Here is a 23,729-nt window from a genome sequence, read left to right as displayed (position 1 = left end):
GCTCCCGGGCCAGACGCTCTGGCAGCTTAAAAATAGTCCTACGTTGCGATTTTGTACAAGGCATGTACAAGGTATCGGACCATAGGTTGACTCATTGGATCCATACCGCCGTTAGAAGAAAACCTGTTAGCACATAGGGTACGAAGGCCTGTTTGTCGCCCATTTCTTCAGTCAGGGTTTGCAACCGCTTCTTCACTTTGGGGTTGAGCAGGGTCCACAGGCGTCGGCGGGTGAGCAGCCACACCAGCACACTGACGCCGGCGCCGATGAAGGTGCCGAGCACGTATTGCGGGCTGGTGGCGAGGGCCAGTGCGCCCATCAGCTTGACGTCGTCGGCACCGAAGCGGCCGAGCCTGTAGCCAGGCAAGGTCAGCAGCATGACGATGGCCAGCGCCCAGCCGGCATCGGTGGCCTCGGCGCCGATCCAGCTGCGACCGGTGGCGAACAGCCAGACCAGAGCGCCCGTTGCCACACCCAGGGTCAGCAGGTTGGAGATCTGGCGTTGACGCACATCCTGTTCGGAGCACAAGGCAAGCCACAGCAGGAGAACAATGCTTTGCATTGGCAGGTCGCCTTTCCCAAAAGTTGAACACTTCTACCCGGTCAGTCAGGTTTCCTTAAGTGAAGATAGACGGGAACCTGCGAGGGAGTGGGCGGGAACGGGAAAAAGGCGTGGTCGAAATGGATTTTGTCGTTCTTGACACCGTTTAAGTGGGGGAGCAGCCTTGGGGCGCGAAAAGGTGCTCCCACTATTAAGGGCTGAGGCTTATTTCTTGCTACCCGGCGGGTAGTTGGCCAATACCTTGTTCACAGTATTGCGGATGGCGCTGTTGCGTTCTTCCGGGCTTGGCGGGTAGTTGTTCATGATTTGCTCGGCACTGCCGCGCCACACCAGCTTGCCGTCACGCCCGTCGAACATGTCCACCTGAATGGTCGCGACCTTGTAGTCGACACTGCGGGTTTCGTTGTACATCGGGCCACCCCAGTAACCGCCCCAATAACCACCCCAGCCACCGCCGTAGTGGGTGGTGATCTGCTGCTGGCGCTGCTCGACGATCAGGTAGGTGCGGACCGTCAGGTCAGGCCGTGCTCCACCCTGGACGGGGCGCAGCCCACGCTGGTCGAGCTGGTCGGCCACCGCCTGGCGGATGCGTTGCTCGGTAAGGTCGCTCTTGATGCGGGGGTCGTCCGGGCGGTACTGCAGGCCCGGTTCCTGCCACGCCCAGCTGCGGTAAGCGGCAAAGTCACGGCTGGCATCGAAATCCTGCTGAACGTTGTTGCTGGAGCAGGCTGCAAGCAGTAACACGAATGACAGTAGAACGAGACGGCGCAACATGATGGTTCTCCGTTAGCGATTAACTGGGAGGATAGCCGCTGAGCGCCTTGTGCACAGAGTCGCGCAGGGCGCCTTCGCGTTCACGCGGCGAGTCCTTGTCGCTGCCGCTTTCGGCGCTGGCGCTCCATACCGGTTGACCGCTGCGGGCGTCGTACAGCTCGATGTGCACTACCATCACCTCCACTTCGTAGGTGCGCACGATGGGCACGCTGGCATAACCCCCGTAGCCATGGCGATAGCCACCATAGCCCACGCCACCGTAGGGGTAGGGGCCGTAGTACGGGTCGTAGGTGTCGTAGTCACGCACCTGGCGCAAGCGTTTTTCCAGGCGCATGTCGGCGCTTACCAGCAGATCGCCGGTGGCACCTCGGGCTGGGCGCAGGCCATGCTGGTCGAGTGCCCCGCTGACAGCATCGGCCAGTTGCGCCGGGTCGGCGTTGGCCGAGCCACTTGGCAACTGGCCATTGCGCCAGCTCCAGCTGCGGTAGCGCCCATAATCGCGGGCGGGTGCCGGATAGGCACTGGCGTCGAAGGTGGTGGCCGCCTGGGCGGGGGCCGGAGGCAGCGGGCGGCTGCTGGCCACATACGGGTTGCTGCCCTGGCAGCCAGCCAGGGCGAATGGCAGCAGGGCCAGGCACAACAGACGGTACGGCATGAATTCCTCCGGCAGGGTGGGTTAGCGGGGGCGGCACACCCAGTGCAGGTAGCGGCCAAGCCCGGCGAAGGCGGGGTGGCGGCGGTAGGCCAGTTCCATTTCCAGCAGGTCGAGCAGCTCGGCCTTGCCCTGGAACTCCTTGGGCATGTAGTCGTGGAACACCCGCACACCGCTTCCGCTTTCAACTTGCCACATAGGATCAAGTTGCGCCTTGAGCTCGCGTGGATCAAGCGGTTTCTGTGGGGTCAGGCTCTGCTTTTCACCTTCCAGCCGGTTGCTGCGCAACTTGCGGAAATGGCCCTTGAGCAGGTTGCGATAGACCAGGGCGTCGCGGTTGTAGAAGGCCAGTGACAGCCACCCGGAAGGTGCCGTGAGCTGGTGCAGCACGGGCAGGATGCTCTCAGGCTCTGCCAGCCATTCGAGTACGGCATGGCACAGCACCAGGTCGTAAGGTTCGGTGAGCTGGCCGAGCAGGTCTTGCCAGGGGGCCTGGATGAACGTGGCAGTCTGGCCTGCCTCGGCAAAGCGCGCGCGGGCGCCATCGAGCATGGGCGCGGCAGGCTCGGCCAAGGTCAGGAGATGACCACGCTGGGCCAGCCACAAGGCCATGTGGCCCAGCCCGGCACCGATGTCCAGAATGCGCAGCGGCCGATCGGGCAGTGCCTCGGCCAGGTCGGCTTGCAGCACGGCCAGGCGGATCGCACCCTTGGCACCGCCGTAGATCTTCTCGGCAAAGCGGGTGGCCAGTTCATCGAAGTGACGGTCGTTCATCGGGAGAAGCGCCTCTCACTGTCGGCCAGCTTGGCCCGCACCACCTGGTCCATGTCCAGGCCCAGCTCGCTGCACAGCAGCAACAGATAGAGCACCACATCACCGACCTCCTGGCCGGCGTGGGCCAGTTTGTCGGCAGGCAGCTGGCGCGATTCGTCTTCGCTCAGCCACTGGAAAATTTCTACCAGCTCGGCCATTTCGACGCTGGCGGCCATGGCCAGGTTCTTCGGGCTGTGGAAGCCGCGCCAGTCGTTGTTGTCGCGGATCTGATGCAGGCGTTGGGTGAGTTCTTGCAGATTCATCGGGGTCTCCTAATGCTGCATAGCTTCTGCCCAGGCCCGATGCAAAGCAAGTGGCCTACACCCGATCCCACCGCCCGACCATATGCAATACCTCCCCATGCCCATCCAGCCGTAGCTGACCTGCAGGGCCCGCCGCACTGGCACTGAGCACCACCTCCGACGGCAACCGTACCGGTTTGCGGAAGTCCACTTCAAAGGCATATCCACTGTGCGGCAGGTGCCCACGCAATGCCGCCAGGGCCATGGCCTTGCTCCACATGCCATGGGCAATGGCTGTAGGAAAGCCGAACAACCGGGCACTGACAGCACTGAGGTGGATAGGGTTGTAGTCCCCGCAAACCTTGGCATACCGCCGGCCGATGTCACTGTCGGCGTACCAGCGGGAGGCCTCGGGCAATGCATCAGGCTCAATATCGGCAAGCGCGCTTGCCTCGCCTTCCAGCTTCAACCCACGTACCAGCATGCGGCTGGTCTCACGCCAGAGCAGGCCAATGCCGTCTTCGGCCTCGGTGACCAGGTCGAAGGTGCCGCCCTTTGCATGCGGTTGCAGGTTGTGCGCATACACCGCAACGCGCAGCCCTTCGATACCGCCAAGCGGGCGCAGCACTTCGATGCGGTTGTACAGATGCACCAGGCCGAGCAGTGGGAAGGGGAAGTCTGGAGCGGTCATCAACTGCAACTGCAGGCTGAACGCCATGACATGTGGATAGGTCGCCGGCAGGCGGCCATCGTCGGGAAAGTGGCAGAGCTTGCGGTAGGCGCTCAGGTTGCCCGGCTGAACCCGGATGAAACAGCGTAGGCCATCGTCCGGCAGATGGTCACCGCTGATGGTGCGCTTGCTGGCGGCGCGCAGGTACAGGCTGGCGCGCGAAGCCGGGCTGTGCAGGTCATGCCAGTGTCGGCTCATGCTCAGGCCCCCATCAATGCCTGGCCGCACACCCGCAGCACCTGGCCGTTGACTGCCCCGGAGCCCGGTTGGCTGAGCCAGGCAATGGCTTCGGCGACGTCCTGCGGGCGCCCGCCCTGGCCCAACGAGCTCAGGCGCCGGCCGGCCTCTCGCAGGCCCATGGGCATGGCGGCGGTCATGTGGGTTTCGATAAAGCCGGGTGCCACGGCATTGATGCTGCCGCCACGTTCGGCGAGGCGGGGCGCCCAGGCCTGGGCCAGACCGATCAGCCCGGCCTTGCTGGCGGCGTAGTTGGCTTGCCCACGGTTGCCGGCAATGCCGCTGACCGAGGCCAGCAGGGTGATACGTGCGTTTTCCCCCAGCGCGCCACTGTCATACAGCGCCTGGGTCAGCACCTGTGGGGCCTTGAGGTTGACGGCCAGCACCGCGTCCCAGTAGTCCGGGGTCATGTTGGCCAGGGTCTTGTCACGCGTGATGCCGGCGTTGTGCACCACGATGTCGATGCCGTCGGGCAAGGCTGCCAGCAGTTGCGTGGCAGCGTCGCTGGCGCAGATATCCAGCGCCAGTGCCTTGCCACCCAGGCGTGCAGCGAGGGCGTCGAGATCCTGGCTGGCCTGTGGTACATCCAGCAGCAGCACGTCGGCGCCGTCCCGTGCCAGGGTTTCGGCGATAGCGGCGCCGATGCCGCGCGCTGCGCCAGTGACCAGGGCACGACGGCCGGCCAGTGGGCGGGTCCAGTCCTCCACCTGGCTGATACAGGCTTCCAGGCGCAGCACCTGGCCAGAGATGAAGGCGCTCTTGGGCGAGAGGAAAAAGCGCAGTGCGCCTTCCAGCTGGTCATCGGCGCCGGGGGCGACATACAGCAGCTGGGCCGTCGCGCCGTTGCGCAGCTCCTTGGCCAGCGAACGGCTGAAGCCTTCAAGTGCCCGTTGGGCAACGCTGGCCAACAGGTTGTCGAGGCTTTCCGGTGCGCGCCCCAGCACCACGATATGCGCGCAAGGCGCCAGGCTACGCAGCAGGGGCTGGAAAAATTCGCGCAACTGCTTCAAAGCATCGCTGTCGGACAGATGACGGGCATCGAATACCACGGCCTTGATTTTCGGCCCCAGGCCGGCCACCCAGGCTTCAGCCTGCAAATCGTCGGCATTGAAGCTGTAAACCTCGTCAGTCAGGCGTGGGGCGATGGCTTCGACCTGTTTCGCCATTGGCCCGCCGCCCAGCACCAGCACCCCTTCCACCGGGCGTAGGCGGCCGGCCTGCCAGCGCTCCAGCGGCGCCGGGCGTGGCAGGCCAAGGGCATCCACGAGGCGGCGGCCGAGGTTGGAGTTGGCAAAACCGAGGTAGCGATCGCTCATGAGTGGGTCTCCGCAAAGGCAAGCTTGAAAGTGTGGACCAACTTTGTGGCGAGGTCGTTCGCCCACGGTAAAAACACCTAGGCTGTACGGATCAAATTGTTTCAGGAGGAAAAAGCGCATGCGTTCACTTCGCCGGGTCGCAATCCTGGGCGGCAACCGAATTCCCTTCGCCCGCTCCAACGGCGCTTACGCCACGGCCAGCAACCAGGCGATGCTCACTGTTGTCCTTGAAGGATTGATCGAACGCTATCGCCTGCATGGGCTGCGGCTGGGGGAGGTAGTGGCTGGCGCGGTGCTCAAGCACTCGCGCGACATGAACCTGACCCGCGAATGTGTGCTGGGTTCGCGCCTTTCACCGCAGACCCCGGCCTATGACCTCCAGCAAGCGTGCGGCACCGGGCTAGAATCGGCGTTGCTGGTGGCCAACAAGATAGCCCTGGGGCAGATCGACAGTGGTATCGCCGGCGGCGTGGACACCACCTCCGACGCACCGATTGCCGTCAACGAAGGCCTGCGCCACATCCTCCTGCAAGCCAACCGTGGCAAAAGCCTGAGCGAGCGGCTCAAGCCCTTTCTCAAGCTAAGGCCTCACCACCTGAAACCCGAACTACCACGCAATGGCGAACCGCGCACCGGGCTGTCGATGGGCGAGCATTGCGAGCGCATGGCCCAGGCCTGGCGCATTGGCCGTGGCGAACAGGACGCGTTGGCGCTGCTCAGCCACCAGAAACTGGCTGCCGCGTATGCCGAGGGTTGGCAGGATGATTTGCTGACGCCGTTTCTTACGTTGACCCGCGACAATAACCTGCGCCCCGACCTGACCCTTGAGCAGTTGGCGAAGCTGCAACCCGCCTTTGACCGCAGCGGGCAGGGCACGCTGACAGCCGGTAACTCCACCCCACTGACGGACGGTGCCTCTATGGTGTTGCTGGGCAGCGAGGAATGGGCCGCGCAGCAGGGGCTGGAGGTGCTGGCTTATCTGGTCGATGGCGAAACCGCTGCGGTGGACTTTGTGACCGGTCGCGAAGGGCTCTTGATGGCGCCGGTGTATGCCGTGCCACGCTTGCTGGCGCGCAATGGCCTGACCTTGCAAGACTTTGACTACTACGAAATCCACGAAGCCTTCGCTGCCCAGGTGCTGTGTACGCTCAAGGCCTGGGAAGATGCCGACTATTGCCGTGAACGGTTGGGGCTGGAGGCGCCGCTTGGGGCGATTGACCGCAGCAAGCTCAATGTAAAAGGCAGTTCGCTGGCAGCGGGGCACCCGTTTGCGGCCACCGGAGGGCGCATATTGGCCAACCTGGCCAAGCTGTTGGCCACGGCGGGGAAGGGGCGGGGGTTGATATCGATTTGTGCGGCAGGTGGGCAGGGGGTGACGGTGATTGTCGAGCGCACCTGACGTGCTCTTGCGCCAGCTGTTAGGCTTGTCCCGTCAGAACTACAAGAAGCCACCATGCCGATCATCGGACACCCCCGCGCCATACCGGCGCTGGACCACCTGCCCAGGCCCCTCTATGCCCGTGCCGAAAGCCTCGGCGCCGGTTCCTGGACCACCCGCCACCAGCACGACTGGGTGCAGTTTTCCTATGCCATCAGCGGCGTACTTGGCGTGTACACCCGCGACGGCAGTTACTTCGCGCCACCCCAGTGGGGGGTGTGGATTCCTGCTGATGCCGAGCACGAAGTGGTGACCTCGATGCAGGCCGAAATGCGCAGCCTGTATGTACGGCGTGATGCCTGCCCGTGGGCGCCGCAGCAATGCCGGGTGCTGGAAGTAACCCCGCTGGCACGCGAGCTGATCAAGCAGTTTTGCCTGTTCCCGGCGGACTACCCCGAAGATGACAGCGCCGAAGCACGCCTCGTGGCGGTGCTGCTCGACCAGTTGCGCACGTTGCCCGAGGTGGGTTTTTCGCTACCGTTGCCACGGCACCCAGGGTTGCTGGCGCTGTGCAACGGTTTGATTGCTGCACCGGACCAGCCGCAGACATTGCAGCAGTGGGCGCGCGAGCTGGGTTGCTCGGAGAAGACGCTGATGCGGCTGTTCCAGCGGGAGACCGGGTTGAGCTTTCGCAACTGGCGGCAGCGCATGCGGCTGTTGTCGTCGCTGGCGTTGCTGGAGGCGGGGGAGAATGTGACCGAGGCGGCGCTGGGGTGTGGGTATGACTCGACTTCGGCTTACATTGCGGCGTTCAAGCAGTTGTTTGGCGCCACCCCGGGGGAGTTGAAGCTTTAGTGTCTGGTTGCCTGTACCGGCCTCTTCGCGGGTAAACCGCGAAGAGGCCGGTACAGGCAGTACATCAGGTGCGGAACCTGCGCACCAGCGCATCCAGCTCATTGGACAACCCGGCCAGGCTCTCCGAGTCCACCCGCGCCGCCTGGGCCAGTTCGGCCACCAGTTGGGCATCGCCGTGAATCTGGCTGATGTGCCGGTTGATGTCCTCGGCCACCTGGTGCTGTTCCTCGGCGGCGGTGGCGATTTGCGTGTTCATGTCGCGAATCACATCCACCGATTCCCGGATTTGCCCGAAGCTGTCGCGTGCCAGGCCAATGCGGCTCACCGATTGCTGCGATACCTCCAGGCTGGCATGCATCTGCGCGGCCACTTCGGCCGTGCGGTTGGCCAGGTTACCCAGCAGGCCATCGATTTCGGCAGTGGAGTCGGCAGTGCGTTTGGCCAAGGCCCTTACTTCATCGGCCACCACGGCAAAGCCACGGCCTTGCTCACCGGCGCGGGCGGCTTCGATGGCGGCGTTGAGGGCTAGCAGGTTGGTCTGCTCGGCAATCGAGCGGATGGTGCCGAGGATCGACTGGATGGCATTGCTGTCCCGCTCCAGTTGCTGGATCGACTGCGCCGACTGCTCGATTTCCTGGCTCAGGCGGTCAACGCTGTGTACCGCCGCATCGATCTGCTGCTGGCCTTCGCGGGCCTGCTGCTGACCGCTGTCGGCCGACTGCGCTGCCTGGCTGCAGGAGCGCGCCACTTCGTTGGCGGTGGCGACCATTTCGTGGAATGCGGTTGAAACCATGTCCACGGCTTCGCGCTGGCGGCCTGCGGCTTCGGCCATGTCGCTGGAGACACGGGTCGAGCTGCTGGAGGTGCTGAGGATTTTGCCGGCGGCAGCGCCAATGTGCTGGATCAGGCTGCGGATGGCGCCCAGGAACTGGTTGAACCAGCTGGCCAGTTGCGCTGTTTCGTCGCGGCCGCGGATTTCCAGGTTACGGGTCAGGTCACCTTCACCTTGAGCAATGTCTTCCAGGCCGTTGGTAACGCTGTTGATCGGGCGCACGATCAGCTTGGCGAACGCCGCACCCACCACGGCAAACAACGCGGCCAGTACCACGGCGATGACACCGATCAGCCAGGTGAGCCGGGTGGTGGTCTGCATCACTTCGCTGTGTTCGATCAGGCCGATGAAGGTCCAGCCCAGTTGCTCATCGGGGTAGATGTTGGCCATGTAGCGCACGCCATTGAGCTCGACTTCGACCAGGCCTTTGCCCGCTTTGGCCAACTCGACATAACCACCGCCAAAGCTCGCCAGTTGCTTGAAGTTGTGCCCGGCGTCGCGTGGGTCGACCATCACGTTGCCGTTGCTTTCCACCAGCATCAGGTAGCCGCTTTCGCCCAGTTTGATCTGCTTGACGATCTCGGTCAGGCCCTTGAGCGACACGTCGATGTTGACCACGCCACCGGGGTTGCCCAGCTGGTTGGCCACGGCGCGCACGGTGCTGACCAGTACCGCGTCGTCGGCGGCCCAGTAGTAGGCGCCGGTACGTACGGTTTTGCCCGGGTTGGCCATGGCCAGTTGGTACCAGGGGCGAGTGCGTGGGTCGTAATTGACGAACTTCTGCCCTGCCGGCCAGCCTGTGTAGCCACCGTCGTTCACCCCGTAGGACAAGTAGGCATACGCAGGGTGTGAGTTGGCCAGGCGGGTCATGAAGTCAAGGAGCTTGCTGGCCTGCTCGCCCAGTTCGTAGGACGGCGAGGCACTCATGTACTTGTTCAGCTCGCTGCCCGTGGCGGCGACCATTGGCTGTGAAGCCATGTACTCGACGTTCTGGTTGATGCCCTGGAAGAAGATGTTCATCGCGTTGCTGACCTGGCGGATTTCCCGACTGCTGCTGTCGAGGAATCCGTCGCGGGCTTCGCCACGCAGGTTGAGGACCACCAAGGTGGCCACGAGGACGATGGGCAAGCCGGCGATGACCGCGAATGCCCAGGTCAGTTTCTGTTTGATGCTCATCGACGCTCCCGGAATTTTTGTTGTCGACACACGAGGCAGGTAGCCAGTACATCGGCAGCATCCGGGTTTTATGTAGCCAGAGCGCCCGTATTTATTGGATAAAGTCGTAGTTGGTGACTATTCGGTCGCGTTTGGACGCTTTTGGCATACCAAACGCGTGTGACAGTTCAGTGGCAGCAGTTGCCGGCGGCGCCGTTGGCCAGGTCTTTGAGGATCGGGCAGTCCGGGCGGTCGTCCCCTTGGCAGTGCGAAACCAGCTCGCCAAGGGTGTCGCGCAGGCTCACCAGCTCCTCGATGCGCCGGTTCAGCTCGGCGATGTGCTGCATGGCCAGCGCTTTCACATCGGCGCTGGCCCGTTGGCGGTCCTGCCACAAGGTCAGCAGCTTGCCGACCTCCTCTAGGGAAAACCCCAGGTCGCGGGAGCGCTTGATGAAGGCCAGGCTGTGCAAGTCGTCTGCCTGGTACAGGCGGTAGCCGCTGTCGCTGCGTGTGGCCGGTTTGAGCAGGCCGATGGATTCGTAATAACGGATCATCTTGGTGCTGAGCCCGCTGCGGCGGGCGGCCTGGCCGATATTCATGGCGCCTCCTGGGTGGTGCTGGTGGGTTTCCACGCCTTGAGCCACAGCGCGTTGCTGACCACGCTCACGCTGGACAGGGCCATGGCGGCGCCGGCCAGCACCGGGTTGAGGTAACCCAGCGCGGCCAGCGGGATGCCGATCAGGTTGTAGATGAATGCCCAGAACAGGTTCTGACGAATCTTCGCATAGGTCTTGCGGCTGATCTCCAGCGCTGCAGGCACCAGGCGAGGGTCGCCGCGCATCAGGGTGATGCCAGCGGCCTGCATGGCCACGTCGGTACCGCCACCCATGGCAATGCCGATGTCGGCGGCGGCCAGTGCCGGGGCATCGTTGATGCCATCGCCCACCATGGCGACCACGCCGTCCTGCTTGAGCGCGGCCACGGTCGCAGCCTTGTCGGCTGGCAGCACTTCGGCATGTACATCGTCGATGCCCAGCGCGTCTGCAACCACTTTGGCGCTGCCGCGGTTGTCGCCGGTCAGCAGGTGGCTGCTGATATGTTGGGCATGCAGGGTGTCGATGGCCTGCGCGGCGCCGGGCTTGAGGCTGTCACCAAAGGCGAACAGGCCCAGCACGCGGGGTTGCGCGCCCCGTTCGATCAACCACGACAAGGTGCGCCCCTCGGCTTCCCAGGCCTGGGCCTTCGCAGCCAGGTCGCCGGGCTGCAGCCCGCTTTCGTCCAGCAGGCGGCGGTTACCCAGGGCCAGCTCACGGCCTTCCACACTTCCTGCGATACCGCGCCCGGTCAGCGACTGACTGTCGGTAACCACCGGCACGTCCAGCCCCTGTTCGGCACAGGCATCCAGCACTGCCTTGGCCAGTGGGTGTTCGCTACCACGTTGCAGTGCGCCGGCCAGGCGGTGGAGGTCGGCACTGCTGTCAGCCTGCGCCTGGCTGTGAACCACCCGAGGGCTGCCGGAGGTGAGGGTGCCGGTTTTGTCGAAGACCACGCGGTTGACCGCATGGGCACGCTCCAGGGCTTCGGCGTCCTTGATCAGGATACCGTGGCGTGCAGCGACCCCGGTGCCCGCCATGATTGCCGCAGGCGTTGCCAGGCCGAGGGCGCAGGGGCAGGCGATGACCAGCACGGCGACGGCGTTGATCAGCGCGGTTTCCAGCGGTGCGCCGGCCAGCCACCAGCCGACCAGGGTGATCAGGGCCAGCACCAGCACGGCGGGGACGAACACCTGGCTGACCCGATCGACCAGCTTCTGTATCGGCGCCTTGGCGGCCTGGGCGTCTTCCACCAGGCGGATGATACGCGCCAGCACGGTTTCGGTCCCCAGCGCCTGGGTGCGCACCAGCAACCGGCCTTCGCCATTGATGGCACCGCCCGTGACGCTGTCGCCCGGCTGCTTGGGGACTGGCAGGCTCTCGCCGCTGATCAGGGCTTCGTCGGCATGGCTGCTGCCGTCCTCGACTACACCATCGACCGGGAAGCGCTCGCCGGGTTTGACCAGTACCAGGTCGCCCAGGCGCAGCTGGGCAATGGGCACGTCTTCTTCCTGGCCCTCGACGACACGCACGGCACGCTCCGGACGCAGTGCCTCAAGGGCGCGGATGGCGCTGGCGGTCTGGCGCTTGGCACGGTTTTCCAGGTACTTGCCCAGCAATACCAAGGCAATGACCACGGCCGAGGCTTCGAAGTACAAGTGCGGGGCCAGACCGGCGGGGGTTTGTGCCCACTGGTAAAGGCTCAGGCCATAGCCGGCGCTGGTGCCCAGGGCCACCAGCAGGTCCATGTTGCCGGCACCGGCGCGCACGGCCTTCCAGGCGGCTTTGTAGAAGCGTGCGCCGAGAATGAATTGCACCGGCGTGGCCAGCAGGAACTGTGCCCATGCTGGCAGCATCCAGTGCAGGCCGAAGGGCTGCACCAGCATTGGCAGTACCAGCGGCAGGGCCAACAGCAAGGCGGCGCCGACCGCCAGGCGCTCACTGCGCAGGCGGCGCTGGGCAGCGCTTTGGCCGTCCTTGGCCGATTGCGGCAGGCCGGCGCTGTAGCCGGCTTTGTGCACAGCATCGATCAGCAGGTTGTCATCGAGGGCTGCGAGCACGTCGAGGTGAGCGCGTTCGCTGGCCAGGTTGACGCTGACGTGCTCGACCCCAGGCAGCTTGCCAAGGGCACGCTCAACGCGGCCGGCGCAACTGGCGCAGGTCATGCCGCCAATCTGCAGTTCGACAGTGCGGGTGGGCACGCCGTAGCCGGCTTCGCGCACGGCGTCGACCAGGGCGGGCAGGCTGTTGGCCGGGGCCTGGACCCGAGCCTGTTCGGTGGCGAGGTTGACGCTGACCTGTTCAGCGCCGGTGACCTTGCGCAGGGCGCGCTCGACCCTGCCGGCACAGCTGGCGCAGGTCATGCCGGAGATCGGCAGGTCATAAGTGGTGGATGCGGGCATGGCTCTCCTCCTTGGACAGGCCTCCAGCATCAACCTTGCCATGCAGGTAAGGTCAATAGCCCAGGCCGGCTCGCTTCAACTCCAGGCCATATTGCCCCATGGCGATGCGGTATTTGTTGATCTGGCCCGCCTGCAAGTTCAAACGTGTACTGCGCTGGTCTTCGATGCCCGGCGCGCAGCCTTGCACCTGCCCTGGCAGCAGGCGCAGGCGTACGTCCACCGAACCGGGTGGAAGGTTGAACGAGGTGGACTGCTCCTGGAACACGCGCCCGGAGAGCTGGTCGTTGAGGTAAACGCCAATTTCGCAACCGGTGGCCACTTCCAGGCGTTCCCGGGAGATGATCAGTACGCTGTAGTCCGAGTTGCCCTCGGCGCTGGCCGGTGGCACCGCAGCCAGCGCGCTCAATAGCCCGACGACGCCCAATGCTGCCCTGAACATGAATAATCTCCTGCTTGCCTGATCGTCAAAGGCGCAGCTTGGCCGACACGGGCGTAGATTTCCACCCCGGGTGTTGACCTTGCCCCGATGGCAAGCTTGAGACTCGTTGAAAACCTGAAGGAGAGATCCCCATGCAAGTGTTCAATGTACAAGGCATGACCTGTGGCCATTGTGTGAAAGCGGTGACCCGGGCGGTGCAGGAGCAGGATGCTGCGGCCAAGGTCGAGATCGACCTGGCGGCCAGACAGGTGCGGGTGCAGAGTGAGCTGGCGCCAGAGCAGATTCTAACTGCCATTCGGGACGAGGGGTATCAGGCCGAGGTGGCGTGATACGTCAGGGTTGCCTGGCGGCCCATGTGTTGCAAATGTTTTCATGCTGAGGGGGTCCACAGCAGGTAGAATCATCCACTTGCTTAGCCTGCTATGGATTCCTGATGAACCTGCGAATGGTGCTCATCCTGGGCGCACTCAGTGCGTTCGGGCCCTTGGCGATCGACTTCTACCTGCCCGCCTTCCCGGCCATGGCGCAGGCGTTCGCCACCGACGAAAAACACGTCCAGGCCACCTTGGCCGCCTACTTCCTCGGCCTGTCCATCGGGCAGTTAGCCTATGGGCCGGTTGCCGACCGCTTTGGGCGTCGCAAACCGCTGATGTTCGGCGTGACCCTGTTCACCCTGGCGTCACTGGGCTGTGCCTATGCCCCCAACCTCGACACTCTCGTGGTTGCGCGCTTTGTCCAGGCGCTGGGCGGTTGCGCAGGCATGGTGCTGTCGCGGGCCATCGTCAGCGACAAGTGCGACCCGGTGGCCTCGGCCAAGGTGTTCTCGCAACTGATGCTGGTCATGGGCCTGGCGCCGATCCTGGCACCGATGCTGGGCGGGGTGCTGGTGAACCTGGCGGGCTGGCAGTCGATCTTCCTGGCGTTGAGCCTGTTCAGCGCCGGTTGCCTGCTGGCGGTCAGCCTGGGCCTGCCGGAAAGCCTGCCTGCGCATATTCCGCGCCAGCCACTGTCTGGCGCATTGCGCCAGTATGTGCGCCTGCTGGGTGACCGGGTGTTCCTTGGCCATGCCTTGACGGGGGGGATCGCCATTGCCGGCATGTTTGCCTACATTGCCGGTTCGCCATTCGTGTTCATCAAGCTCTATGGCGTACCGGCCGAACATTACGGCTGGCTATTCGGCACCAATGCTGCCGGCTTCATACTCGTGGCGCAGGTGAATGCCCGATTGCTGGCCAAGCGCGGACCTGCTTTCCTGCTGGCGCGCGCCGTGTGGCTGTACCTGATTGCGGGCCTGGTGCTGTTGGGCGTGGCGGCTTTGCGCCCCGCGCAGCTGTGGCCGCTGCTGGTGCCGTTGTTCATCTGCATTGCCAGCCTGGGCTGCATCATCCCCAATGCATCGGCGTGTGCCATGAGCGGGCAGGGCGCGCGGGCCGGCAGCGCTTCGGCATTGATGGGGTGCGTGCAGTTCAGCGTTGCTGCGGGTGCCGCTGCGCTGGTCGGGCTACTGCACGATGGCAGCGCCGTACCTATGGCGCTGGTGATCAGCTTCTGCGGGGCATTGGCGGTCAGTGTCGCGCTGCTGACCCGGCGCTTGCAGGCCAAGCCTCCCGCATGAGCGGGTGAGGTGCCTGAAGGCGGGTTTCCAGCGTTGCGACGAAGGCCCGCGCCTCGGCCTCACTGCGGAAACTGACCACGTGTTGATCGAGCTGGACCTGCCAAGGGCAGGCGGGGTTTCGGCTCGATGCACTGACGATAATTTTCATCGCGGCATACCTCCAGAATGGGGAGAGCCGCTCAAGTGTAGCGCTGGCCCTCCTGCCTGCCATGCGCTGCGTCAGTGTCCTGACTGACGGTCGAAGGGCGTAATGCCTGCAAAACTGCGAAACCTTCGCTAGCTCGCGCGCTATTTGCGGAATGTCGCTGTGGGCCGTATCTGAAATTGCTGCAAGCCTTTTTCTATCAAGATATTTCGGTGCTTCTGTCTGTGGGTATCGGCGCTTTGGTTGACCGGCTTGCGGGCAGCTTTCTGGCGCCGGCTCACTGCTTGCCATGGGTAGGCATACCCAGTGGTTTTTTGTCGCCGATGTGTCTGCGCAAGGCCGTCTGACTGGGATTTTCTGCGGCTTATACTGGCGGGCCAGGCCAGTGCCAGCGAGAGGTGCTTCCCTGCCAGGGTTGGCCATCGCATCCACTCAGTGAACTTGCAGGGAGTTACAGGGATATGAACGCAGCCAGCAGCATCAGCCAGATTGCCAGCTTGATGGCCGACCCCAAACGCAGTGCCATGTTGTGGGCATTGATCGACGGTACGCCACGGCCAGCCAATGAACTTGCGATAATGACCGGCCTGACGTCCTCGTCGGCTTGCGCGCACCTTTCGTTGCTGTCATCGGCCGGTTTGCTCCGGCATGAAGCCAGGGGGCGCAAACGCTACTTCCGCCTGGCAACCCCACAGGTCGGGGCGGCGGTCGAGGCCCTGGCCAGCGTACAGCTGGAAAGCACCAGGGGAGATCGGGCCAAGGCGCCGGTATCACCGCTGCCCATGTCGATGCGCCGGGCACGCCGGTGTGGCGATCACCTGGGCGGGGAGTTGGCCAGTGAGCTGTATCACCGCCTGGTGGTGGCCGGCTGGCTGGAGGGCAGCGGAAGGCAGTTGATGGTGAGTGACGAGGGGAGGGCGCAGTTGGCCTTGGTCGGGGTGTACATCGATGCCCTGGCACCACACGAGCAACGCGCCTGCGTGGTTTGCCGCTGCACCGAGTGGAATGACCAGGCCCCGCATCTGGGCGGCGTGCTGGGCCAGGCTTTGTTCAGGCTATTTCTGCAGTCTGGCTGGATGCGTGAGGCCGAAGACTCGCGGGCGTTGCATATCTCTGCGCTGGGTATCCAGCAGATCAATCGCATCGCCCGCGTGGAGACATTGCAGGTCGGTTGAACGCAACGTCGTCGTTCAATCAGACCAGCCGGGCATCCAGGCTGTTCTGTGCCAGGCGACGGGCCTGGTCTTCGGTCATGCCCAGGTGGGTGTGCAGGGCGTGGAAGTTTTCCGTGACGTAGCCGCCGAAGTAGGCCGGGTCGTCCGAGTTGACCGTCACTTTCACGCCGCGCTCGAGCATGTCGAGGATGTTGTGCTGGCTCATGTGGTCGAACACGCACAGTTTGGTGTTGGACAGCGGGCACACCGTGAGCGGGATCTGCTCGTCGATGATGCGCTGCATCAGGCGCTCGTCCTCGATGGCGCGCACGCCATGGTCGATACGCTTGATTTGCAGCAGGTCCAGCGCTTCCCAGATGTACTCGGGTGGGCCTTCTTCGCCGGCATGGGCGACGGCGACGAAGCCTTCGCTGCGGGCGCGGTCGAATACACGCTGGAACTTGCTCGGCGGGTGGCCCATTTCCGAGCTGTCCAGGCCAACGGCGATGAATGCATCGCGGAACGGCAGGGCCTGGTCGAGGGTTTTTTGTGCTTCCTCTTCGCTCAGGTGGCGCAGGAAGCTGAGGATCAGGCCACTGCTGATGCCCAGTTGCTGGCGGCCGTCCTTCAGTGCTTGGTTGATACCGTTGAGCACCACTTCAAAGGGGATGCCACGGTCGGTGTGGGTTTGCGGGTCGAAGAACGGTTCGGTGTGAATCACGTTCTGCGCCTTGCAGCGTTGCAGGTAGGCCCAGGTCAGGTCGTAGAAGTCCTGTTCGGTACGCAGCACATCGGCGCCCTGGTAATACAGGTCGAGGAACTCCTGCAGGTTGTTGAAGGCGTAGGCGCCCCGCAAGGTCTCTACATCGGCCCAGGGTAGGGCGATCTTGTTGCGCTCGGCCAGGGCGAACAGCAGCTCGGGCTCCAGCGAGCCTTCCAGGTGCAAGTGCAGCTCGGCCTTGGGCAGGGCGTTCAACCAGTCATACATATAGGGGGATCTCGATCAGGTACGGTTGCCGCCATTCTACAGGGGCTGGCCGGGCATTGCGCCCGGCCACGCTGCGACCCGGTGAATCACCAGACCAAGGGTTCGCCCTTGTAGTTGATGAAACGCAGGCCACCCTTGCCGCTTTGCGCCTTGATCTGGTCGAGCATGCCGCGGGTGCTGGTGAGTACGTCGATCTCGGCGTTTTCGCCGCCCATGTCGGTTTTTACCCAGCCTGGGTGCATGGCCAGCACGCACAGGTCGGGGCGCTGCTGCTCGACGACAAAGCTGTTGATCATCGAGTTCAACGCCGCCTTGCTGGCCTTGTACAGGCAAATTTCACCGCCGTCGGGGATGGTCACGCTGCCCAGGATCGAGCTCATGAAGGCCAGTACGCCGCTGCCCTCGCGTACCTGGTCGACGAGGCGCCGGGCCACACGAATCGGTGCAACGGCGTTGGTCATGAACAGGTCGCCGATGTTTTTGTTGTGTACGGTCTCCAGGTCTTGTGGCAGGGGGCCCATGACACCGGCGTTGACGAATACCAGGTCGAACACCTGGCCTTGCAGGCGTTGCTTCAGGCCGTCGAGCTGGGCGGTGTCGTTCATCTCCAGCTGCTCGATGTGCACGCCGGGCACGTCCGCCAGGGCGCCGGGCTGCTGCGGGTTGCGAACAGTAGCAGTGATGTTCCAGCCGTCTTCGTTCAGGCGCTGCACCAGGCCCAGACCAAGCCCCCGAGAGGCGCCGATGATAAGTGCGGTTTTTGCGTTAGCCATGTGAACGCGCTCCGTGGTCGGTGATAAAGAAAGGTATTGAGAATAATCCACAGCGGCAGTGACTGCCTTGTCTATAGCTGTATAAAAAACGATCAACTGCGTGGGGGCCCTGCCTGTCCGGGCGCCTCGCCTGTTGGCGCACGGGTTATCCACAGGCTGTTCCACAGTTATTGTGTGCAAGCCGAGTACGATGCGGGCAGACCCGTCTAGCCTTGGGTTGGGGATAACTATCTAGCTTTCAGCAATTTGCGACTGTCATCAAGCTGTGATCAAAATATGATCAAAGTCCTGCAGGCCCTGAAAACAGCAGGCTGCAAGCGACTGCCCCAAGCTTATCCACAGGCGGGCCCACAGTTGTTGTGGGCAATGTCAGCGCGCTTCTAGCAGGATGCGCCCACGGCTCAGGTCGGCCAGTTGCTGCTGCAGGTGTGCCAGGTGGGCGTCGCCGAGCGCAATTAGCAGGTCCACGCCGTTGGCGGTGAATTGCTCATCCAGGACGAGGCCATCAACCTCTGCCAGGCGCAGTTTCACCAGTGCCAGTTCGCTGAAACTGCAGCTGCAAGTGAATTCGCTACGCTGCACCAACAGCCGTTTGGGCGCCTGTTGCAGGCATTTGTTGGCGCCGCCGCCATAAGCCCTGGCCAAGCCGCCGGTACCCAGTTGTATGCCGCCATACCAGCGGATCACCAGCACCACGACCTGGTCGCAGTCTTGTGCTTCGATGGCCGCCAGGATCGGTCGCCCGGCAGTGCCGCCAGGTTCACCGTCATCGCTGCTGCGGTACTGGGCGCCAAGCTTCCAGGCCCAGCAGTTGTGGGTGGCGGCCAGGTCGCTGTGGCGTTCGATGAAACTCATCGCGTCCGCAGCGCTGCTGATCGGCCCGGCCAGGGTGATGAAGCGGCTTTTGCGGATTTCCTCGCGGTATTCGCAGAGGTCGAGCAGGGTAGAAGGCATAAATGACGTTCAGGCAGCCGGCTTGATGCCGCAGCCCTTCAGAATGATGTGGATAAGGTTGTTGCTCGCGTCTTCCATGTCCTGCTTGGTCAGGCGGCTGCGGCCGGTCACCTGGCAGATCTGGGTGGCGAAGTCGGCGTAGTGCTGGGTGCTGCCCCACAGCAGGAAGATCAAGTGCACCGGGTCGACCGGGTCCATCTTGCCGGCTGCGATCCAGGCCTGGAACACGGCGGCTCGGCCGCGGAACCACTCACGGTAGTCGGCACTGAAATATTCGGTCAGGCAGGTGCCGCCGCTGATCACTTCCATGGCGAAAATCCGCGAAGCTTGCGGGTTGCGCCTGGAAAACTCCATCTTGGTACGGATGTACTGGCTCAGGGCCTCGCCGGGGTCGTCATCGACGCTCAAGGCGTTGAAGGTGCTGTCCCACAACTCGATGATGTTGCTGAGCACGGCAATGTACAGGCCCAGCTTGTTGGTGAAGTAGTAATGCAGGTTGGCCTTGGGCAAGCCCGCCTTGAGGGCGATGGTGTTCATGCTGGTGCCCTTGAAACCATGGCGGGCGAACTCGTCTTCGGCGGCCTGGATAATGGCCTGTTCGTTCTTCTGGCGGATGCGGCCCGCGGGCTTGCCCGAGGCAGAGAGGCGATGCGCAGGGACTTCTAGGGTCATGGACGATTCCGTACGGGTCAGTGGCTGCGGCAGTCGGACAAGATTACCTGCCTGTGCCGAAGTGACAAGCGTTTGCGGCAGAGACTGGCATCAACGTGTCGCAGCCAGGCTGTCGAGAAAGCTTTCCAGCACCAGGTTCGGCCGCCGGCCCTTGCGCGTTACCCAGCTCAGGCTCAGGTCATAGAAGCGCTGTTGAGGCTTGAGGGCACGCAAGCGGCCCTGCTGCACCCAGAAGGTGGCGTAGTGATCGGGCAGGTAGCCGATGTAGCGCCCGGTGAGGATAAGGAACGCCATCCCTTCACGGTCCGAAGCACTGGCCGTGCAGTTCAGCGCCTGGTAATGCGCCTGGATGTCGGCCGGCAGGCGGAACGTCGGCGTAATGGCTTCCTGGCTGTTCAGGCGTTCGTCGTCGATCTGCTGGTCATCGGCATAGAACAGCGGGTGGCCAACGGCGCAGTAAAGCAGCGAACGTTCGCTGTACAACGGCTGGTATTCAAGGCCCGACAGCGGGCTGGTCTGAGGTACCACACCCACATGCAGGCTGCCGTCGAGCACGCCGTGTTCGACCTGGCTGGGGGCAATCATGCGGATCTGGATGCGCACATCGGGGCCTCGGTCCTTGAGTTCGGCCAGGGCGTGGGTGATGCGCATATGTGGCAGAGTGACCAGATTGTCGGTCAGGCCAATGTTCAGCTCGCCACGCAAATGCTGGTGCAGGCCATTGACCTCGGTGCGAAAGCTTTCCAGCGCGCTGAGCAGTTGCAGGGCCGAATGGTAGACCTCGCGGCCTTCCTCGGTCAGCGAAAAACCGGCGCGGCCACGTTGGCACAGGCGTAGGCCAAGGCGTTGCTCCAGGTCGTTCATCTGCTGGCTGATGGCCGAGCGGCCAATGCCCAACACGTTTTCGGCGGCCGAGAAGCCGCCGCACTCGACAACGCTGCGGTAGATCTTAAGCAAGCGGATGTCGAAGTCGCTGACCTGGGCGAGTGGATCGGGGCGTCGGCTCATTAGTTTAGTCTTGGGCTGTCTGAAGATTAGAAATGTAGGCTTTTTCAGACTTTATCCGCGTGCCAATTTAGCTGCAACAACATCCATCGTTGCCTAATCGTCTTCCGAGGAACCGCCGATGAACATGCCCGAAACCGCTACCGCCGGTATCGCCAGCCAGCTCAAGCTGGATGCCCACTGGATGCCCTACACCGCCAACCGTAACTTCCAGCGCGACCCACGGCTGATCGTGGCGGCCGAAGGCAACTACCTGGTCGATGACCGAGGGCGCAAGATTTTCGATGCCTTGTCTGGCCTGTGGACCTGCGGCGCCGGGCACACCCGCAAGGAAATCACCGAGGCAGTGGCCCGCCAGATCGGTACCCTCGATTACTCACCGGCCTTCCAGTTCGGCCACCCGCTGTCGTTCCAGCTGGCCGAGAAGATCACCGAGCTGACCCCGGGTGACCTGAATCACGTCTTCTATACCAATTCCGGTTCCGAGTGCGCCGACACCGCGCTGAAAATGGTGCGTGCCTACTGGCGCCTGAAAGGCCAGGCCACCAAGACCAAGATCATCGGCCGTGCCCGTGGTTACCACGGCGTGAACATTGCCGGTACCAGCCTGGGTGGTGTCAACGGCAACCGCAAGCTGTTCGGTCAGTTGCTGGATGTCGACCACCTGCCTCACACCGTGCTGCCAGTGAACGCCTTCTCCAAGGGCATGCCGGAAGAGGGCGGTATTGCCTTGGCTGACGAAATGCTCAAGCTGATCGAGCTACACGATGCGTCCAACATCGCTGCGGTGATCGTCGAGCCGCTGGCCGGTTCGGCCGGCGTACTGCCGCCGCCGAAGGGTTACCTGAAGCGCCTGCGTGAAATCTGCACCCAGCACAATATCCTGCTGATCTTCGACGAAGTGATCACCGGCTTCGGCCGCATGGGGGCGATGACTGGCGCTGAGGCCTTCGGCGTGACCCCGGACCTGATGTGCATCGCCAAGCAGGTCACCAACGGCGCCATCCCGATGGGTGCGGTGATTGCCAGCAGCGAGATCTACCAGACCTTCATGAACCAGCCGACCCCGGAATACGCCGTGGAATTCCCGCACGGCTACACCTATTCGGCCCACCCGGTAGCCTGTGCCGCCGGTATCGCCGCGCTGGACCTGCTGCAGAAGGAAAACCTGGTGCAGTCCGCCGCCGAGCTGGCGCCGCACTTCGAGAAGCTGCTGCACGGCGTGAAGGGCACCAAGAACATCGTCGATATCCGTAACTACGGCCTGGCCGGCGCCATCCAGATCGGCGCTCGCGACGGTGATGCCATCGTCCGCCCGTACGAAGCGGCGATGAAACTGTGGAAGGCGGGCTTCTACGTGCGCTTTGGTGGCGACACCCTGCAGTTCGGCCCAACCTTCAACACCACGCCGCAGGAACTGGACCGCCTGTTCGACGCAGTCGGCGAAACCCTGAACCTGATCGACTGATCTATCCGATTTTGATGCCCGGCGTGTGAACGCATCACGCGCCTGCTTCTACCTTCTTTATCTGGAGTTTTGCATGAGCATTGTTCAGCACCTGATCCACGGCGAGCTGGTTACCAAGGGTGAGCGCACCGCCGATGTCTTCAACCCGTCCACTGGCCAGGCTGTACGCAAGGTCGAGCTGGCCAGCCGCGCGACCGTGCAGGAAGCGATCGACTCCGCCAAGGCAGCCTTCCCGGCCTGGCGCAACACCCCGCCTGCCAAGCGCGCCCAGGTGATGTTCCGCTTCAAGCAACTGCTGGAGCAAAACGAAGCCAAAATCTCGCAGATGATCAGCGAAGAGCACGGCAAGACCCTGGAAGACGCAGCCGGTGAACTGAAGCGCGGCATCGAGAACGTCGAGTTCGCCTGCGCGGCGCCAGAAGTGTTGAAGGGCGAGTACAGCCGCAACGTCGGCCCGAACATCGACGCCTGGTCCGACTTCCAGCCACTGGGCGTGGTCGCGGGCATTACCCCGTTCAACTTCCCGGCCATGGTGCCGCTGTGGATGTACCCGCTGGCCATCGCCTGCGGTAACGCCTTCATCCTCAAGCCTTCCGAGCGTGACCCGAGCTCCACGCTGTTCATTGCCCAGTTGCTGCTGGAAGCCGGCCTGCCAAAGGGCATCCTGAACGTGGTGCACGGTGACAAGGAAGCAGTGGATGCGCTGATCGAAGCGCCAGAAGTGAAAGCACTGAGCTTTGTCGGTTCGACGCCGATCGCCGAGTACATCTATGCAGAAGGCACCAAGCGCGGCAAGCGTGTACAGGCCCTGGGTGGTGCCAAGAACCATGCGGTGCTGATGCCGGATGCCGACCTGGACAACGCCGTCAGCGCACTGATGGGCGCGGCCTACGGTTCGTGCGGCGAGCGTTGCATGGCCATTTCGGTGGCCGTGTGCGTGGGCGACCAAGTGGCCGATGCACTGATTGCCAAGCTGGAACCACAGATCAAGGCGCTGAAGATTGGTGCCGGTACCTCGTGCGGCCTGGACATGGGCCCTCTGGTGACTGCGGCTGCCCGTGACAAGGTGGTGGGTTACATCGATAATGGTGTTGCTGCCGGCGCCAAGCTGGTGGTGGACGGGCGCGGCTTCCGTGTGGCTGGTAATGAAGATGGTTACTTCGTGGGCGGCACCCTGTTCGACAAGGTGACCCCAGAGATGCGCATCTATAAAGAAGAGATCTTTGGCCCGGTGCTGTGCGTGGTGCGCGTGAACAGCCTGGAGCAGGCCATGCAGTTGATCAACGATCACGAGTATGGCAACGGTACCTGCATCTTTACCCGTGACGGTGAAGCGGCGCGCCTGTTCTGCGACGAGATCGAAGTGGGCATGGTGGGGGTGAACGTACCGCTGCCGGTGCCGGTGGCTTACCACAGCTTTGGTGGCTGGAAGCGTTCGCTGTTCGGTGACTTGCATGCCTATGGCCCGGACGGGGTGCGTTTCTATACCCGTCGCAAGGCAATTACCCAGCGTTGGCCGCAGCGTGCCAGCCATGAGGCATCGCAATTCGCTTTCCCTAGCCTTTAAGGCAGGTAACTGAAGCGGGGAGGCCGGTAGGCCTCCCCGCTTTGTTTTTCAGCGATATTAAAGTTTCTTGAAATTAAGGGTTGACGCGCTTTCGAATCCCCTTATAATGCGCCCCACTTCCAGCGACATCGGAACGAAAAACTCCTTGAGATTCAAAGAGTTAAATAGTTAAGGTAGAGTTGAAAGGGCTGCGATCGAATGATCGCAAGCGGTTGAAATGGTGGTTGACAGCGGTTTTAAACGCTGTATGATTAGCCTCCCGCTACGAGAGATCGCAGCGAGCCAAGTGTTTGAAGCTAAACGAGTTTATCGCAAAAACTTCAAAATAAACGCTTGACAGGCTCTGAGGAGAGCGTAGAATGCGCGCCTCGGTTGAGACGAAAGGCTCTTAACCAAATGCTCTTTAAC

The 23,729-nt window shown here is 63.0% G+C and carries 24 protein-coding genes and 1 pseudogene; 7 read left to right on the top strand and 18 right to left on the bottom strand.

From position 1 onward, the window contains the following. Positions 1 to 91 precede the first annotated feature (91 nt). From APH36_RS16530 to APH36_RS16500, 7 genes are all read right to left on the bottom strand, one after another. Positions 92 to 562, bottom strand: a complete 471-nt coding sequence (locus APH36_RS16530) for a prepilin peptidase (RefSeq protein ID WP_060499506.1) — start codon at positions 560 to 562, stop codon at positions 92 to 94. Positions 563 to 766: 204 nt separating this feature from the next. Continuing rightward, positions 767 to 1,336, bottom strand: a complete 570-nt coding sequence (locus APH36_RS16525) for a DUF4136 domain-containing protein (RefSeq protein WP_060499505.1) — start codon at positions 1,334 to 1,336, stop codon at positions 767 to 769. Between the two features lie 19 nt (positions 1,337 to 1,355). Beyond that, positions 1,356 to 1,991, bottom strand: coding sequence for a DUF4136 domain-containing protein (locus APH36_RS16520; RefSeq protein ID WP_060499504.1), 636 nt, complete (start codon positions 1,989 to 1,991; stop codon positions 1,356 to 1,358). Positions 1,992 to 2,012: 21 nt separating this feature from the next. Next, complete coding sequence (locus APH36_RS16515) at positions 2,013 to 2,762, bottom strand: methyltransferase domain-containing protein (RefSeq protein ID WP_060499503.1); 750 nt, start codon at positions 2,760 to 2,762, stop codon at positions 2,013 to 2,015. Further along, a complete protein-coding gene (locus tag APH36_RS16510; RefSeq protein ID WP_060499502.1) occupies positions 2,759 to 3,064 on the bottom strand; it encodes a MazG-like family protein in 306 nt (101 codons plus the stop codon). Before APH36_RS16510 ends, APH36_RS16515 begins: the two co-directional genes overlap by 4 nt. Positions 3,065 to 3,119: 55 nt before the next feature. Next, positions 3,120 to 3,971, bottom strand: coding sequence for a MaoC/PaaZ C-terminal domain-containing protein (locus tag APH36_RS16505; protein ID WP_060499501.1), 852 nt, complete (start codon positions 3,969 to 3,971; stop codon positions 3,120 to 3,122). A 2-nt stretch (positions 3,972 to 3,973) separates the two neighbouring features. Then, the gene (locus APH36_RS16500; protein ID WP_060499500.1) at positions 3,974 to 5,326 is read right to left on the bottom strand and encodes a 3-oxoacyl-ACP reductase; all 1,353 of its coding nucleotides are present in this window, start codon (positions 5,324 to 5,326) and stop codon (positions 3,974 to 3,976) included. A gap of 118 nt (positions 5,327 to 5,444) precedes the next feature. Between APH36_RS16500 and APH36_RS16495 the strand changes: the two genes are divergently transcribed. Then, on the top strand, positions 5,445 to 6,725 hold the full coding sequence (locus tag APH36_RS16495) for an acetyl-CoA C-acetyltransferase (RefSeq protein ID WP_060499499.1): 1,281 nt from the start codon (positions 5,445 to 5,447) through the stop codon (positions 6,723 to 6,725). 54 nt (positions 6,726 to 6,779) lie between these two features. Continuing rightward, positions 6,780 to 7,559 carry a helix-turn-helix transcriptional regulator gene (locus tag APH36_RS16490; protein ID WP_060499498.1) on the top strand — a complete coding sequence of 260 codons (780 nt, stop codon included), beginning with the start codon at positions 6,780 to 6,782 and terminating at the stop codon, positions 7,557 to 7,559. A gap of 64 nt (positions 7,560 to 7,623) precedes the next feature. Here APH36_RS16490 and APH36_RS33235 read toward each other — a convergent pair whose 3' ends face one another. The 5 genes and pseudogenes from APH36_RS33235 to APH36_RS16470 all read right to left on the bottom strand — a co-directional run bounded on the left by APH36_RS33235 (position 7,624) and on the right by APH36_RS16470 (position 12,980). Beyond that, on the bottom strand, positions 7,624 to 8,352 hold the full coding sequence (locus tag APH36_RS33235) for a methyl-accepting chemotaxis protein (protein WP_371257973.1): 729 nt from the start codon (positions 8,350 to 8,352) through the stop codon (positions 7,624 to 7,626). 129 nt (positions 8,353 to 8,481) lie between these two features. After that, positions 8,482 to 9,369, bottom strand: a pseudogene (locus APH36_RS33230) (sensor histidine kinase); the annotation flags it as partial. Between the two features lie 365 nt (positions 9,370 to 9,734). Further along, entirely contained in the window at positions 9,735 to 10,145 is a 411-nt protein-coding gene (cueR, locus tag APH36_RS16480; RefSeq protein ID WP_060499496.1) for a Cu(I)-responsive transcriptional regulator, read from the bottom strand. Beyond that, complete coding sequence (locus APH36_RS16475) at positions 10,142 to 12,541, bottom strand: heavy metal translocating P-type ATPase (protein ID WP_060499495.1); 2,400 nt, start codon at positions 12,539 to 12,541, stop codon at positions 10,142 to 10,144. Before APH36_RS16475 ends, cueR begins: the two co-directional genes overlap by 4 nt. Positions 12,542 to 12,593: 52 nt before the next feature. Beyond that, positions 12,594 to 12,980 carry a hypothetical protein gene (locus APH36_RS16470; protein ID WP_060499494.1) on the bottom strand — a complete coding sequence of 129 codons (387 nt, stop codon included), beginning with the start codon at positions 12,978 to 12,980 and terminating at the stop codon, positions 12,594 to 12,596. 131 nt (positions 12,981 to 13,111) lie between these two features. Between APH36_RS16470 and APH36_RS16465 the strand changes: the two genes are divergently transcribed. After that, positions 13,112 to 13,309: a heavy-metal-associated domain-containing protein gene (locus APH36_RS16465; protein WP_060499493.1), complete on the top strand. Its 198-nt coding sequence runs from the start codon at positions 13,112 to 13,114 to the stop codon at positions 13,307 to 13,309. A gap of 104 nt (positions 13,310 to 13,413) precedes the next feature. Further along, the gene (locus APH36_RS16460; protein WP_060499492.1) at positions 13,414 to 14,595 is read left to right on the top strand and encodes a multidrug effflux MFS transporter; all 1,182 of its coding nucleotides are present in this window, start codon (positions 13,414 to 13,416) and stop codon (positions 14,593 to 14,595) included. On the opposite strand, the gene APH36_RS32735 is transcribed toward APH36_RS16460, so the two are convergent. Beyond that, a complete protein-coding gene (locus tag APH36_RS32735) occupies positions 14,546 to 14,743 on the bottom strand; it encodes a hypothetical protein (RefSeq protein ID WP_082426406.1) in 198 nt (65 codons plus the stop codon). The genes APH36_RS16460 and APH36_RS32735 overlap by 50 nt on opposite strands. A 458-nt stretch (positions 14,744 to 15,201) precedes the next feature. Between APH36_RS32735 and APH36_RS16455 the strand changes: the two genes are divergently transcribed. After that, complete coding sequence (locus tag APH36_RS16455) at positions 15,202 to 15,915, top strand: helix-turn-helix transcriptional regulator (protein WP_060499491.1); 714 nt, start codon at positions 15,202 to 15,204, stop codon at positions 15,913 to 15,915. Positions 15,916 to 15,934: 19 nt separating this feature from the next. Here the strand turns inward: APH36_RS16455 and APH36_RS16450 are convergent, their stop codons facing one another. From APH36_RS16450 to APH36_RS16430, 5 genes are all read right to left on the bottom strand, one after another. Beyond that, positions 15,935 to 16,882, bottom strand: coding sequence for an adenosine deaminase (locus APH36_RS16450; RefSeq protein WP_060499490.1), 948 nt, complete (start codon positions 16,880 to 16,882; stop codon positions 15,935 to 15,937). Between the two features lie 86 nt (positions 16,883 to 16,968). After that, a complete protein-coding gene (locus tag APH36_RS16445; protein WP_060499489.1) occupies positions 16,969 to 17,655 on the bottom strand; it encodes an SDR family oxidoreductase in 687 nt (228 codons plus the stop codon). 369 nt (positions 17,656 to 18,024) lie between these two features. Continuing rightward, the gene (locus tag APH36_RS16440) at positions 18,025 to 18,609 is read right to left on the bottom strand and encodes a YigZ family protein (protein WP_060499488.1); all 585 of its coding nucleotides are present in this window, start codon (positions 18,607 to 18,609) and stop codon (positions 18,025 to 18,027) included. Positions 18,610 to 18,618: 9 nt separating this feature from the next. Then, the gene (locus APH36_RS16435) at positions 18,619 to 19,281 is read right to left on the bottom strand and encodes a TetR/AcrR family transcriptional regulator (RefSeq protein WP_019099774.1); all 663 of its coding nucleotides are present in this window, start codon (positions 19,279 to 19,281) and stop codon (positions 18,619 to 18,621) included. Between the two features lie 90 nt (positions 19,282 to 19,371). Next, on the bottom strand, positions 19,372 to 20,289 hold the full coding sequence (locus APH36_RS16430) for a LysR family transcriptional regulator (RefSeq protein WP_016715426.1): 918 nt from the start codon (positions 20,287 to 20,289) through the stop codon (positions 19,372 to 19,374). Between the two features lie 118 nt (positions 20,290 to 20,407). On the opposite strand from APH36_RS16430, the gene APH36_RS16425 reads away from it, so the two are divergent. Next, positions 20,408 to 21,754 (top strand): aspartate aminotransferase family protein, encoded by a 1,347-nt coding sequence (locus APH36_RS16425; RefSeq protein ID WP_060499487.1) that lies wholly within the window; start codon positions 20,408 to 20,410, stop codon positions 21,752 to 21,754. Between the two features lie 73 nt (positions 21,755 to 21,827). Further along, positions 21,828 to 23,321 (top strand): CoA-acylating methylmalonate-semialdehyde dehydrogenase, encoded by a 1,494-nt coding sequence (locus APH36_RS16420; RefSeq protein ID WP_060499486.1) that lies wholly within the window; start codon positions 21,828 to 21,830, stop codon positions 23,319 to 23,321. The last annotated feature ends 408 nt before the right edge of the window (positions 23,322 to 23,729 follow it).

This window comes from Pseudomonas sp. NBRC 111133 (assembly GCF_001320605.1).
GTDB classification, from domain to species: domain Bacteria; phylum Pseudomonadota; class Gammaproteobacteria; order Pseudomonadales; family Pseudomonadaceae; genus Aquipseudomonas; species Aquipseudomonas monteilii.
Note: the sequence above shows the minus strand (reverse complement) of the source record. Positions and strands in the feature narration are given on the sequence as shown.